This is a genomic window from Streptomyces sp. NPDC091649, assembly GCF_044756785.1.
Classification (GTDB): Bacteria; Actinomycetota; Actinomycetes; order Streptomycetales; family Streptomycetaceae; genus Streptomyces.
The window spans coordinates 37,937-51,214 of record NZ_JBIVTR010000001.1 but is presented as its reverse complement, the minus strand read 5'-3'; the positions used below and the strand labels follow the sequence as shown (position 1 = coordinate 51,214).

Genomic DNA, 13,278 nt, shown 5'->3' with positions numbered 1-13,278 from the left:
GTCCCGTCCGCTCCGCGTGTACTGTGCCGCTCCCCGCGAGCCGTCCGCTCAGCGCGTCCCGTCCGGGCCCGCGGCCTCCACCGGCCCCGTCGTGGCCGGATCCGCGTCGGCGGCCCGCTCCGCGAGCCCCGGAAAGGCTACGTTGCCGCCCCGCCAGCGGGCCGAGCGAACCGCGGCCTCCCGCAGCGCGCCCGCGGCCTCCTTGCGACGCGGGCCCTCGGTGGCCCGTACGAGATCGGCGTAGGCGCCCGCGATCCGGTCCTCCAGCACCGCGGCCAGCCGCACCGCCGCCGGGGAGTCCGGGACGGCGAAGGGCAGGGCGTACGCGGCGTCCGAGGGCACCGGCCCGCCGCCCAGGTCGCGCACCGTGCGCGCCAGCGCGTCACGGCGGGCCCGGTGCCCGTCGTACGCCGCGCGGGCCTCGGCGCGCCGCTTCCCGTCGAGGCGGCCTCCCAGCACCCCGTAGCCGTACACCGCGGCGTGCTCGGCGGCCAGGGCCGCCTGGGCGGCGGTCAGCTCGGGGGAGTCGGCGTCCTCCTCGGAGGGTCTGACGGAACGAGTGCTCATGCGGCTGCCTCCTCGGCCAGTCCGGTCAGCAGAAACGCGTGCGCGGCCGCGGCCGCCGCCACCGAGGCCAGCAGCCGGGCCAGCTCCGGGCCGGCCGTCAGCAGGGCCTCGGTGTACGCGTCGGCCCGCCGGCGCTCGGCGGCGGCCAACTCCCGCACCGCGGCCTCCGGGTCGGCGGGCACCGGGGCGGGAGCGGCGGAAGGGGACTTCCCGGCGCCGTCCGCCGGGCCCTTCGCACCCGGCGGCGCCAGCGCCTTCCCGTGCTCCCCCACGGCGGCCCGCAGGGGCGCCAGGCCCGCCGCGGTCGCCGGATGCGCCACGGCCACCAGGTCGTACCGGGCGAGCAGGAGGCCGCCGTCGCGCACCGCCTTCTCGCGCAGGGCCCTCTCGGCCCGCGCGGCGGCGTGCTCCGGCTTCCCGCTCCCCGCCGCGTCGTCGCGGCCCCCGCAGCCGGTCAGCACCGCACCCAGGGCGAGGGCTCCCGTCGTGGTGAGCGCCCCCCTGCGCGTCGTCCCCGTGCGCCGCACGTTTCTCCTTCGGGCCTGGACCGATCCTGACAGGATCTGTCCTGATGTGATCACCGCAGGCGAGCGTACCCGCGGCCGAGCGGCAGGCGGACGGCAACACCCCTGGCGACCGGATACCCTTTGACCTGACGCACGAAGATCCCCACAACAGCACACGCGGCCGAGGAGTCACCCGGATGAGCACCACCCAGAGCGAGAGGCTGCGCGGGTTGCTGGAACCGCTCGTCAGCGCGCGGCAACTGGAACTCGAGGAGATCGAGGTGTCCCGGGCCGGCCGCCGAGGAGTGCTGCGGGTCATCGTGGACTCCGAAGAGGGAGTGGAGCTGGACGCCTGCGCGGAGCTGAGCCGCGCGATCTCCGAGAAGCTGGACGAGACCGACGCGATGGGCGAGGGCGAGTACGTCCTCGAAGTCAGCTCCCCCGGCGCGGACCGCCCGTTGACCGAGCACCGCCACTACGTACGCGCCATCGGCCGGCTGGCCAGGTTCCACCTGGCCGGCGACGGATCCGGTGAACTGGTCGCCCGCATCCTCTCCGTCGACGAGGACGGGCTCGACCTCGAAGTACCCGGCGTCAAGGGCCGCAAGCCCACCGCCCGCCGCCTCGCCTTCGACGAGATCGCCAAGGCGCGCGTCGAAATCGAATTCAACCGCAAGGACAAGAAGGAAGAGGAGGCGTAGCCGTGGACATCGATGTGAAGCTTCTGAAGGGCTTGGCGCAGGACAAGGAGATCCCCTTCGACGTGCTCGTCGGGGCGATCGAGTCGGCCCTCCTCATCGCGTACCACCGCACCGACGGCAGCCACCGCCGGGCGCGCGTGGAGCTCGACGAGAACGGCCACGTCACCGTGTGGGCCAAGGAGGACCCGGCCGACCTCGAAGAGGGCCAGGAGCCCAAGGAGTTCGACGACACCCCGTCGGGCTTCGGCCGGATCGCCGCGACCACCGCCAAGCAGGTCATCCTGCAGCGGCTGCGCGACGCCGAGGACGACCGCACCTTCGGGGAGTACGCGGGCCACGAGGGCGATGTCGTCACGGGCGTCGTCCAGCAGGGCAAGGACCCCAAGAACGTCCTGGTCGACATCGGCAAGATGGAAGCCATGCTGCCGGTCCAGGAGCAGGTGCCGGGCGAGGAGTACACCCACGGTCTGCGCCTTCGTACGTATGTCGTACGGGTCGCCAAGGGCGTCCGAGGCCCGTCGGTGACGCTGTCGCGCACCCACCCGAACCTCGTGAAGAAGCTCTTCGCGCTGGAGGTCCCGGAGATCGCGGACGGCTCGGTGGTCATCGAGGCCATCGCCCGCGAAGCCGGTCACCGCACCAAGATCGCCGTGCGCTCCACCCGCGCCGGCCTGAACCCCAAGGGCGCCTGCATCGGCCCGATGGGCAGCCGTGTGCGCAATGTCATGGCCGAGCTGCACGGCGAGAAGATCGACATCGTGGACTGGTCCGACGACCCGGCCGAGATGGTCGCCAACGCCCTCTCGCCCGCCCGGGTGAGCGAGGTCGAGGTCGTCGACCTCGGCGCGCGCTCCGCCCGCGTCACCGTGCCGGACTACCAGCTGTCGCTGGCCATCGGCAAGGAGGGCCAGAACGCCCGCCTCGCCGCGCGCCTCACGGGCTGGCGCATCGACATCCGTCCCGACACCGAGACGGACGAGGAGCGCGTGAGCGCCGACCGCGAGCGGGCCGAGCGGGCCCGGGAGCGCTCGGAAAGGCGTTGACCCGGAGCCGTCCCAGGGAATAGATCTGGACCGTACGCCGCTGAGATCACGACAACATCCGTTCGATTTTTTGCCCCAAAGCGGCGAGGTCGGTACGGGGAGGTAGACTTAAACGTGTCTGGCCGGACGCAAGCCCGCGCTTGCCCCGAGCGAACCTGTGTGGGATGCCGGGAGCGAGCGGCCAAGAGCGAGCTGCTGCGCATCGTGGTGGACGAGGGTGCGTGCGCCCCTGATCCACGCGGTACGCTGCCCGGCCGGGGTGCTTACGTGCACCCCGTCTCATTCTGTCTCGACCTGGCGGTTCGCCGCCGGGCATTCCCCCGGGCCTTCAAGGCCAAGGGGCCGTTCGACACCGCGGCACTGACGTGGTTCGTCGAGCGGGTGACACCGTAAGAAAAGTGAACGGCACGGGTCCCCGTGCGGTCAGGTACCTCGCGAGTTGGAAGTAGGTCGAGATTGCGATGAGCACTCGATGAGTACGCGATGAGTACGCCCATGAAGTAGCGACGGTCCGGCGGTAACCCGGACCTAAAAGGAGCGAAGTGGCTAAGGTCCGGGTATACGAACTCGCCAAGGAGTTCGGCGTCGAGAGCAAGGTCGTCATGGCCAAGCTCCAAGAACTCGGTGAATTCGTCCGTTCGGCGTCCTCGACGATCGAGGCGCCGGTTGTACGTAAGTTGACCGACGCACTGCAGGGGCCCGGCGGCAACGCCGGCAAGTCCGCTGCCAAGCCCGGTGCGCCCCGCAAGGCGGCGCCCGTGAAGCCCGCAGCGCCCTCCCCGGCCGCTGCGGCACGTCCCGCTGCCCCGAAGCCCGGCGCACCGGCTCCCAAGCCGGCCGAGGCCGAGGCCCCGAGCAGCACCCCGGCGGCGCCCTCCGCGCCGTCCGCGGGCCCCCGTCCGGGCCCGAAGCCCGCGCCGAAGGCGGCCCCGGTGACCCCGGTCCCGGCCGCCGAGTTCTCGGCTCCGGCTCCGGCCCAGCCGGCTGCCCCGCAGCAGCCCCAGGCCCCGCGTTCCGCGGGCGCCACCCCGGGGCCCCGCCCCGCACCCGCCCGTCCGGCTCCGGCCGGCGGTCAGCGTGACGGTGGGCGCGACGCGGGTCAGCGCGATGGCGGCCAGCGCGACGGCGGCCGCGGCGGCGAGCGCGGCGGCGACCGCCCCGCACGTCCCGCGGGCCAGGGCGCCCCGCGCCCCGGCGGCGCCCGTCCGGCCGGTCCCCGTCCGGGCAACAACCCCTTCACCTCCGGCGGCTCCACCGGCATGGCGCGCCCCGGGGCGCCCCGTCCCGGCGGCGCTCCGCGCCCCGGTGGCGGCTCGGAGCGCCCCGGCGCCCCGCGTCCCCAGGGCAGTGGTCCCGGTGGCGCCCCGCGCCCCCAGGCCGGTCAGGGTCAGGGCGGTGCCCGTCCCACTCCGGGCGGCATGCCCCGCCCGCAGGCTCCGCGTCCCGGCGGCGGTCCCGCCGGTAACCGTCCGAACCCGGGCATGATGCCGCAGCGTCCCGCAGCGGGCCCGCGTCCCGGCGGCGGCCCCGGCGGTGGCCGTGGTCCCGGCGGCGGTGGCGGTCGTCCCGGCGGTGCCGGTGGCGGCGGTCGTCCCGGTGGCGGCGGCGGCTTCGCCGGTCGTCCCGGCGGCGGCGGCGGCGGCTTCGCCGGCCGTCCGGCCGGTCCCGGTGGCGGCGGCGGTGCCGGTCGTCCCGGTGGCGGCGGCGGCTTCGGCGGTCGTCCCGGCTTCGGTGGCCGTCCCGGCGGCCCCGGTGGCCGCGGCGGCACCCAGGGTGCGTTCGGCCGTCCCGGCGGTCCGGCGCGTCGTGGCCGTAAGTCGAAGCGGCAGAGGCGCCAGGAGTACGAGGCCATGCAGGCCCCGTCGGTCGGCGGCGTCATGCTGCCTCGCGGCAACGGACAGCCCGTCCGACTGTCGCGCGGCGCCTCGCTCACCGACTTCGCGGAGAAGATCAACGCCAACCCGGCGTCGCTCGTCGCCGTGATGATGAACCTCGGCGAGATGGTCACCGCCACGCAGTCCGTTTCCGACGAGACGCTCCGGCTTCTCGCCGAGGAGATGAACTACGTCCTGGAGATCGTCAGCCCCGAGGAGGAGGACCGCGAGCTGCTCGAGTCCTTCGACATCGAGTTCGGCGAGGACGAGGGCGGCGAAGAGGCTCTGGTCTCGCGTCCGCCGGTCGTGACCGTCATGGGTCACGTCGACCACGGTAAGACCCGGCTGCTGGACGCGATCCGCAAGACGAACGTCATCGCGGGCGAGGCCGGCGGCATCACGCAGCACATCGGTGCGTACCAGGTCTCCTCCGAGGTCAACGGCGAGGACCGCAAGATCACCTTCATCGACACCCCGGGTCACGAGGCGTTCACCGCCATGCGTGCACGTGGTGCGAAGTCGACCGACATCGCGATCCTCGTGGTGGCGGCCAACGACGGTGTGATGCCCCAGACGATCGAGGCGCTGAACCACGCCAAGGCGGCCGAGGTGCCGATCGTGGTCGCGGTCAACAAGATCGACGTCGAGGGCGCCGACCCGACCAAGGTGCGCGGTCAGCTCACCGAGTTCGGTCTGGTGGCCGAGGAGTACGGCGGCGACACCATGTTCGTCGACATCTCCGCCAAGCAGGGCCTCAACATCGAGTCCCTCCTGGAGGCCGTCGTCCTCACCGCCGACGCCTCGCTCGACCTGCGGGCCAACCCGGAGCAGGACGCGCAGGGTATCGCGATCGAGTCCCACCTCGACCGCGGTCGCGGTGCCGTCTCGACCGTCCTGGTCCAGCGCGGAACGCTGCGCATCGGCGACACGATGGTCGTGGGCGACGCCTACGGCCGAGTCCGCGCCATGCTCGACGACAACGGTCAGAACGTCCAGGAAGCGGGTCCCTCGACCCCCGTCCTGGTGCTCGGTCTCACCAACGTCCCGGGCGCCGGCGACAACTTCCTGGTCGTCGACGAGGACCGTACGGCCCGTCAGATCGCCGAGAAGCGCGCCGCCCGTGAGCGCAACGCCAACTTCGCCCGCAAGGGCGTCAGGTTCTCCCTGGAGAACCTGGACGAGGCGCTCAAGGCCGGTCTGGTCCAGGAGCTCAACCTCATCATCAAGGGCGACGCGTCCGGTTCGGTGGAGGCTCTCGAGTCCTCGCTGCTCCAGCTCGACGTCGGCGAAGAGGTCGACATCCGGGTCCTGCACCGCGGTGTGGGTGCGGTCACCGAGTCGGACATCAACCTGGCGACCGGCTCCGACGCCATCGTGATCGGCTTCAACGTGCGCGCCGCAGGGCGTGCCGAGCAGATGGCCGAGCGCGAGGGTGTGGACGTCCGGTACTACTCGGTCATCTACCAGGCGATCGAAGAGATCGAAGCGGCCCTCAAGGGCATGCTCAAGCCGGAGTACGAAGAGGTCGAGCTCGGCACGGCGGAGATCCGCGAGGTCTTCCGCTCGTCCAAGCTGGGCAACATCGCCGGTGTGCTGGTCCGCTCCGGCGAGGTCAAGCGCAACACGAAGGCGCGCCTGCTGCGCGATGGCAAGGTCATCGCGGAGAACCTCAACATCTCCGGTCTGCGTCGCTTCAAGGACGATGTCACCGAGCTCCGCGAAGGCTTCGAGGGCGGTATCAACCTCGGAAACTTCAACGACATCAAGATCGACGACGTCATCGCGACGTACGAGATGCGCGAGAAGCCGCGAGGCTGATCCACCAGGATCCGCAAGGATTCGGAAGGGGCCCCGGGAGTTCGCTCCCGGCCCCTCCCACACGGTCGGAGCCGGTCGACGGGTGGTATTTCCGTCGATCGGCTCCGGCCGTTCCGGTACGGTTCTGGTGTCCCCGCCAAACTCTGGCGGGGCACGAACCCGAACCGGCGGGACATCCGGACACACATGTATGTGGGGACCCTGTCCTTCGATCTGCTCCTCGGCGACGTACGGTCGTTGAAGGAGAAGCGTTCCGTCGTCCGCCCGATCGTCGCCGAGCTCCAGCGCAAGTACGCGGTGAGCGTGGCCGAGACCGGCGGACAGAATCTCCACCGCAGGGCCGAGATCGGCCTTGCCGTGGTCTCCGGTGACACCGGACACCTCACGGACGTGCTGGACCGGTGCGAACGGCTGGTCGCGGGGCGTCCCGAGGTGGAGCTGCTGTCGGTGAGACGGCGGCTGCACACTGACGAAGACTGACAGTCGAGCGAAATCAGAAGGAAGAGTGACGGACCGGTGACCGACAACGCGCGGGCCCGCAAACTGGCCGATCGCATCCAGGTCGTGGTCGCGGAGACCCTGGACCGGCGAATCAAGGATCCGCGGCTGGGATTCGTGACGATCACGGACGCCCGGGTCACCGGCGACCTGCGGGAGGCCACGGTCTTCTACACGGTCTACGGCGACGACGAGGAGCGCGCGGCCTCCGCCGCCGCGCTGGAGAGCGCCAAGGGCGTCCTGCGCTCCGAGGTCGGCCGCCAGACCGGGGTGCGGTACACGCCGAGCCTGGCCTTCGTCCCGGACGCCCTCCCGGACAACGCCCGCACCATCGAGGACCTCCTCGACAAGGCGCGGGCCAGGGACGCGGAGGTGCGCCAGGTGTCCACGGGAGCGAGCTACGCCGGCGAAGCCGACCCGTACCGCAAGCCCGAGGACGAGGACGACGAGCCCGGGACGGCGGCCGAGACCGACGGACCCTCCGAGAAGAACGAGGGCCCGGCCTCCGCATGACCGAGCAGACCACCACGCCGGACGGACTCGTCATCGTCGACAAGCCGTCCGGCTTCACTTCGCACGACGTCGTCGCCAAGATGCGCGGCATGGCCCGCACCCGGCGGGTCGGCCACGCCGGCACGCTCGACCCGATGGCGACCGGCGTCCTCGTGCTCGGGGTCCAGCGGGCCACCAAGCTGCTGGGCCATCTCGCCCTGACCGAGAAGGAGTATCTCGGAACCATCCGGCTCGGCCAGGACACCGTCACCGACGACGCCGAGGGCGAGATCATCTCGTCCACCGACGCCTCCGGCGTGACCCGCGAGGGCATCGACGCCGGGGTGGCCGCCCTGAGCGGGCCGATCATGCAGGTGCCCTCCAAGGTCAGCGCCATCAAGATCGACGGCAAGCGGTCCTACGCGCGGGTGCGCGGCGGCGAGGAGTTCGAGATCCCGGCCCGACCGGTGACCGTCTCCTCCTTCCGCGTCTACGACGTCCGCGAGGCCGTCGCCGAGGACGGCACCCCCGTCCTCGACCTGGTCGTCTCCGTCGTCTGTTCCTCGGGGACGTACATCCGGGCCCTCGCCCGCGACCTCGGCGCCGGGCTCGGCGTCGGCGGCCACCTGACCGCGCTGCGCCGCACCCGGGTCGGCCCGTACGGACTGGACGCGGCCCGGACGCTCGACCAGCACCAGGAGGAACTGACGGTGATGCCGGTCGCCGAGGCGGCCGACTCCGCGTTCCCCCGCTGGGACGTGGACGAGAAGCGCGCCAAGCTGCTCCTCAACGGCGTACGCCTGGACATGCCCGCCCACGCTCGGGGCCCGGTCGCGGTCTTCGGTCCCGACGGCGCGTTCCTCGTGCTCGTCGAGGAGGACAAGGGCAAGGCCAAGAGCCTCGCCGTCTTCGCCTGAAGCGCGCTCCGCGGAGCGCGGCTCCGGGCCAGGAGTGTCCGGGCCCGGTTCGGCCCCGGGCCGGCTCCCGGAGCGCGCCTCGGGTGCGCGTCCCGGCCGGCCCTGCGTGGAGCGGGCGCCCGCCCCCGTCCCGGGGCCCGCTCCACGTCCCCCTCCCCGGCACCATTCATGCTCCCCCGGGGGCACGCTCATTCACCCCATTGGACGGGCGCTCGGAGTGAATACCGGGAGCGCGGGGGGCGCTTTACCCCGTCCGCGCCCTTCGGGAGATCACCGGCGGCCTAACGTCGGACCATGGGCAGTGGGGACCGGTCGAAGCTGGTAAGAATCTGCGATCAGGCCGGCCGGCCGCGAGGGACGGGCTTCGTCGCGGACGACCGCGGCACGGTCGTCACCGCCCATCAGGCCGTCACCTCCCCGGGGCCGCTCCTCCTCCACGGCAGCGACGACCGCGCCTGCCGCGTCGCCCCCGACGACATCACCGCGCTGCCCGCCCTGGGCCTCGCCCTGCTGCGCACCGGCGGCCCCGACGCGCTGGCCGTCGAACCGCTGCCCATCGCCGGCCGCGACCGCGCGGAGCCCGGCGGCTACGTGGACATCGCCGCCCACGGGCGGCGCGAGGCCCGGGTGCTCGGCACCACCCCCGTCACCTACACCGCACCGGACGGCGCGGGCCACCCCGTCGCCGCCGCCCTGGAGCTGGCCCTCGGCACCGACGGACGGGACGCCCTGCGCTCCGGCGGCGCGGCCATCGGCGGCCCCGTCACGGACCCGGCCACCGGCGCGGTCCTCGGCATCCTCTGCACCGCCCTCACGGCCCCGCACGAGGCGGCCGGCCTCGCACTCCCGCTGACCCGCGGCGCCGACGACACGCTCGACGCCCTGCTGCGCCGCAACGCCGCCGCCGCCCCCGCCTACGGCCCCGACCTCAACCTCGCCGGGGCCCTCCAGCTCACCGCCACCTCCGTCGGCTCGGCGAACGGCCCCCGAGCACGCACCGCCCCGGTCGAACGCGACGAGGTCCACGCGGAGCTGGCCGCCTTCGCCGCCGGTACGGCCCCGGTCCTCGCCCTCGTCGGAGCACCCGGCACCGGCCGCACCACCGAGCTGGCCGCCCTCGCCGCCCGCCGCGCCGAAGGCGGCGCACCCGCCCCCACGCTCTGGCTGCGCGGCGCGGACCTGCTGGCCGACGACACCTCGATCGAGGACGCGGCGAGCCGTGCGCTCACCCGCGCCGCCCGGATCGTCACCGCGGCGGGAGCCCGGGGCGACATGAGCACGGCCACCCCCCGGAGCGTCGCCCGCCTCGCCGCCGAAGCGGGGCACCCGCTCCTGGTGGTCCTCGACGGCCCGGAGGAGATGCCGCCGCTGCCGGCCCACCGGTTCGCCGACTGGACGACCGGCACCGCCGCCTGGCTGCGCCAGCGGGGCGTCCGGCTCGTCGTCGCCTGCCGGCCCGAGCACTGGGAGAGGGCCGGAGCCCTCTACCCGCCCCACGCCCTGCACCGCCCGCACCGCCCCGCCCGCCGGCTCCCGCCCGCCGTGCGCCTCGGCGACCTCACCCCCGAAGAGGCGGAGCGGGCCAAGGAGGCGTACGGCATCCCGTCCGCCGCTCTCGCCCCCGGCCACGACCGGCACCCGCTCACCCTGCGGCTCCTCGCCGAGGTGCGGGCGGCGCTGCCGCCCGGCGTACCGGGCCGCCCCGACACCGAGGACGTCTTCGGCGCCCACCTGGACCTGCTGTGCGTGCGCGTCGCGGTGCGGATCGCGGCCGCCGCCGACGAACAGCCCCGCGGCGCGGCCGTGCGGCGGCTGGCGGCCCGGGTGGCGGGCCAGGTCCACGAGGCGGCCCGCCGCTGTCTGGGCCCGGGGCAGGGCGAGCTGGACCGGGCGGCGTTCGAGGAGGTCTTCCCCTGGCGCACCGGCTGGGCCTCCGCCGTGCTCACCGAGGGCCTCCTCGTCCCGGCGGGCGCGGGCTACCGCTTCGCCCACGAGGAACTCGGCGACTGGGTACAGGGCGCCCACCTCGACCTGGACGCGGCCCTGCGCTCCCTGGTGCACCGCTGGCACCGCGGGAGCGCCGGGGCGGGCCGGCCGCCGCACCGCCGCGGCGCCGAAGAGCCCCGCAGCCTGCCCGTGCCCCGGCACCGCATCGGACCGGTGATCCAGGCGATGGTGCTCCTCGGCCGGCGCCAGGGCACGGCCGCGCTCGCGCACCGGATGGCCGACCTGATCGAGGCGCTGGACCGGCTGTGGACCGACGAGGGCCCGCGCCACGAGGACGCCGCCTGGTGGGCGGCCCACCTCCTCGGCGGCAGCCTCCTGCGGGTGCCCGACGCCCGCCCGTACCTCGGGGTCCTGCGGGTCCTCGCCGGCCGCATCACCCGCCGCTCCGCCGCCCCCGAAGGGCCCGGAGACCTCGGGGCGTACGGCGAGTTCGGCCCCTGGTTCTGGCGGCGGCTGCGGCTGCCGGAGGAGGACCGGATCGACCTGCTGCGCCGCCTCGTGCCCGCCGACGGGCTGCCCCGCGCCGACGGCGACGAACGGTATCTGGACGCGGTCGCCCGCCGCCTGGCCCTCGACGCCCCGGCCGTGCAGCCGCTGCTGTGCCGCTGGTTCACCGACGAACGCCCGCTGCTCGTGGGCCCCGACGCGCCGGACGTCCCGCTGCGCCCCACGGTCGCCGCCGCCGCGCAGGCCCTGCTGTACGCCCGCCGGGGCCTCGCCCCCGACGCCCTGACCGACGCGCTGATCGCCACCCCGCACCAGCGGGCCGGGGAGCTGCTCCTGGCCCTCGCCGAGGACGAACCCACCACGCTCTGCCGGGCCGTCCGGCGCTGGGCCCGCGACGAGGACCGCCCGGCCCGCCGCTCCGCCGCCGCCCGCTACGCCGGGCTCCTCCAGCGGCGGATCACCGCTGAGGACGACCGGGCCCTGCTGCGCTCCGCCGCCCTGGAACTGCTGGAGCGCCCGGACGACGACGGCCTGCACGCCGCCGCCCTCACCCTCCTCGTCCGCGACCCCGGGGCCGGGGACCGCCACCTCCCCAGGGCCCTGCGCGCGTTCGCCGCCGGAGAGCCCGGGCTGTCCGTGGAACTGCTCGCCGAGGTGTTCCCGGCCCACCCGGAACCGGTCCTCGCCGCGCTCCGCGCCCGCCTCGCCCGCCCCGGGGACGACGGGGCGGCGGTCCTGCGGGCCCTCGCCGGACTCGACACGCCCGCGCTCGCGCTGCACGTGGCCGGACTCGTACGGGAGTACATCGACGCCCACCCCGAGGACGGCACGCACGCCGCCGAGTACGTCGACCTCCGCCTGGAGCACGGCCCGGCCGCCCGCGCCCTGCTGCTGCCGCTGGTGACCGGGCTGCTGCGGGACCGCCCCGCGCCGCCGCCGGTGCGTGCCGCGCTCGCCCGGGTCCTCGCCGGGGCCAGAAGCACCGAGTCCGGCCCGCTGCGGGCCGAGCTGCTGGAGGTCCTGCTGGAGTTCGAGCAGGTCACCGGCCGGGACCCGGACGTGCTGGAGGCCCTGCTCCGGGCCGCCGCCGCAGGCTCGGAACGCCGCCCGGAGATCCGTACGCGCGCACTCGTCCACCGCACCGGAATGCTGCTGGTCCGCACCCCGGAGGGCGCCGCCCGCTTCGACCGGGGCCTGGTCGAACTCGCCCGAGAGGTGCCCGGTTTCGCCACGCTCGTCACCCGCTGGCTGGCCGACGCCCCCCAGGAGTGGGCGGTGGTCGTCGGCCCGAGCGCCCGGCGCACGGTCGAGGCGCTGGAGACCGCACGCCCGCCGATGCCGATGCCGATGCAGGCGGCGGGACGTGAGCATGGCAGTCTTAGACCTGCGTAATCGACATACACACGTACACGGGTTCGGGCGAGGAGCGGTCACAGTGCAGCGCTGGCGTGGCTTGGAGGACATCCCCCAGGACTGGGGACGCAGCGTCGTCACCATCGGCTCCTACGACGGCGTGCACCGCGGGCACCAGCTGATCATCGGCCGGGCCGTCGAGCGCGCCCGTGAGCTGGGCATCCCGTCCGTCGTCGTCACCTTCGACCCGCACCCCAGCGAGGTCGTCCGCCCCGGCAGCCACCCGCCCCTGCTCGCCCCGCACCACCGCCGCGCGGAACTGATGGCGGAGCTGGGCGTGGACGCGCTGCTGATCCTGCCGTTCACCACCGAGTTCTCCCAGCTGTCGCCCGCCGAGTTCATCGCGAAGGTCCTCGTCGACCGGCTGCACGCGAAGGCCGTCATCGAGGGCCCCAACTTCCGCTTCGGCCACAAGGCCGCGGGGAACGTCGCGTTCCTGACCGAGCTGGGCGCCACCTACGACTACACCGTCGAGGTCATCGACCTGTACGTGACCGGCGAGGCGGGCGGCGGACAGCCGTTCTCCTCCACGCTCACCCGCCGGCTGATCGCCGAGGGCGACGTCGCCGGGGCCGCCGAGGTCCTGGGCCGCCCGCACCGGGTCGAGGGCATCGTGGTGCGCGGTGCGCAGCGCGGCCGCGAGCTGGGCTTCCCGACGGCCAACGTCGAGCCCCTGCCGCACACCGCGATCCCCGCCGACGGCGTCTACGCCGGCTGGCTGGAGGTGGACGGCGAGTCGATGCCCGCGGCGATCTCCGTGGGGACCAACCCCCAGTTCGACGGCACCGAACGGACCGTCGAGGCGTACGCCATCGACCGGGTCGACCTGGACCTGTACGGGCTGCACGTGGCCGTCGACTTCCTCGCGTACGTCCGCGGCATGCTGAAGTTCGACTCGATCGACGACCTCCTGGTCGCCATGGCCGCCGACGTGAAGCGCGCCGGCGAGCTGACGGCCGCCTACGCCCGCACCCACTGACGCACCCGCCGGCCGT

General features: G+C 74.1%; 11 protein-coding genes. 9 read left to right on the top strand and 2 right to left on the bottom strand.

Annotation, left to right across the window (positions count from 1 at the left end):
- Positions 1-48 precede the first annotated feature (48 nt).
- Both ACIQMU_RS00205 and ACIQMU_RS00200 read right to left on the bottom strand, forming a co-directional pair.
- The gene (locus tag ACIQMU_RS00205) at positions 49-567 is read right to left on the bottom strand and encodes a ferritin-like domain-containing protein (protein ID WP_352238506.1); all 519 of its coding nucleotides are present in this window, start codon (positions 565-567) and stop codon (positions 49-51) included.
- Positions 564-1,094 carry a hypothetical protein gene (locus ACIQMU_RS00200; RefSeq protein WP_402687960.1) on the bottom strand — a complete coding sequence of 177 codons (531 nt, stop codon included), beginning with the start codon at positions 1,092-1,094 and terminating at the stop codon, positions 564-566. The genes ACIQMU_RS00205 and ACIQMU_RS00200 overlap by 4 nt, the downstream gene beginning before the upstream one ends.
- 176 nt (positions 1,095-1,270) lie before the next feature.
- Between ACIQMU_RS00200 and rimP the strand changes: the two genes are divergently transcribed.
- The 9 genes from rimP (at position 1,271) to ACIQMU_RS00155 (ending at position 13,262) form a co-directional block, all read left to right on the top strand.
- Entirely contained in the window at positions 1,271-1,774 is a 504-nt protein-coding gene (rimP, locus tag ACIQMU_RS00195) for a ribosome maturation factor RimP (RefSeq protein WP_352238508.1), read from the top strand.
- Between the two features lie 2 nt (positions 1,775-1,776).
- Positions 1,777-2,817, top strand: coding sequence for a transcription termination factor NusA (nusA, locus tag ACIQMU_RS00190; protein WP_352238509.1), 1,041 nt, complete (start codon positions 1,777-1,779; stop codon positions 2,815-2,817).
- 114 nt (positions 2,818-2,931) lie between these two features.
- A complete protein-coding gene (locus tag ACIQMU_RS00185; protein WP_402687959.1) occupies positions 2,932-3,210 on the top strand; it encodes a YlxR family protein in 279 nt (92 codons plus the stop codon).
- A gap of 149 nt (positions 3,211-3,359) precedes the next feature.
- Entirely contained in the window at positions 3,360-6,509 is a 3,150-nt protein-coding gene (infB, locus tag ACIQMU_RS00180; RefSeq protein WP_352238511.1) for a translation initiation factor IF-2, read from the top strand.
- A gap of 186 nt (positions 6,510-6,695) precedes the next feature.
- On the top strand, positions 6,696-6,989 hold the full coding sequence (locus tag ACIQMU_RS00175; protein WP_352238512.1) for a DUF503 domain-containing protein: 294 nt from the start codon (positions 6,696-6,698) through the stop codon (positions 6,987-6,989).
- Between the two features lie 36 nt (positions 6,990-7,025).
- Positions 7,026-7,520 (top strand): 30S ribosome-binding factor RbfA, encoded by a 495-nt coding sequence (gene rbfA / locus ACIQMU_RS00170; protein ID WP_352238513.1) that lies wholly within the window; start codon positions 7,026-7,028, stop codon positions 7,518-7,520.
- Positions 7,517-8,416 (top strand): tRNA pseudouridine(55) synthase TruB, encoded by a 900-nt coding sequence (gene truB / locus ACIQMU_RS00165; protein ID WP_352238514.1) that lies wholly within the window; start codon positions 7,517-7,519, stop codon positions 8,414-8,416. Before rbfA ends, truB begins: the two co-directional genes overlap by 4 nt.
- A gap of 294 nt (positions 8,417-8,710) precedes the next feature.
- Positions 8,711-12,262 carry a trypsin-like peptidase domain-containing protein gene (locus ACIQMU_RS00160; protein WP_352238515.1) on the top strand — a complete coding sequence of 1,184 codons (3,552 nt, stop codon included), beginning with the start codon at positions 8,711-8,713 and terminating at the stop codon, positions 12,260-12,262.
- A gap of 43 nt (positions 12,263-12,305) precedes the next feature.
- Positions 12,306-13,262 carry a bifunctional riboflavin kinase/FAD synthetase gene (locus ACIQMU_RS00155; protein ID WP_402687958.1) on the top strand — a complete coding sequence of 319 codons (957 nt, stop codon included), beginning with the start codon at positions 12,306-12,308 and terminating at the stop codon, positions 13,260-13,262.
- Positions 13,263-13,278: the final 16 nt, after the last annotated feature.

What these genes read in the sequence shown, in the direction of transcription:
- truB (WP_352238514.1), top strand. Translation starts at nt 7,517, where the DNA reads ATGACCGAGCAGACCACCACGCCGGACGGACTCGTCATCGTCGACAAG.
- ACIQMU_RS00160 (WP_352238515.1), top strand. Translation starts at nt 8,711, where the DNA reads ATGGGCAGTGGGGACCGGTCGAAGCTGGTAAGAATCTGCGATCAGGCC.
- ACIQMU_RS00175 (WP_352238512.1), top strand. Translation starts at nt 6,696, where the DNA reads ATGTATGTGGGGACCCTGTCCTTCGATCTGCTCCTCGGCGACGTACGG.
- rimP (WP_352238508.1), top strand. Translation starts at nt 1,271, where the DNA reads ATGAGCACCACCCAGAGCGAGAGGCTGCGCGGGTTGCTGGAACCGCTC.
- ACIQMU_RS00205 (WP_352238506.1), bottom strand. Translation starts at nt 567, where the DNA reads ATGAGCACTCGTTCCGTCAGACCCTCCGAGGAGGACGCCGACTCCCCC.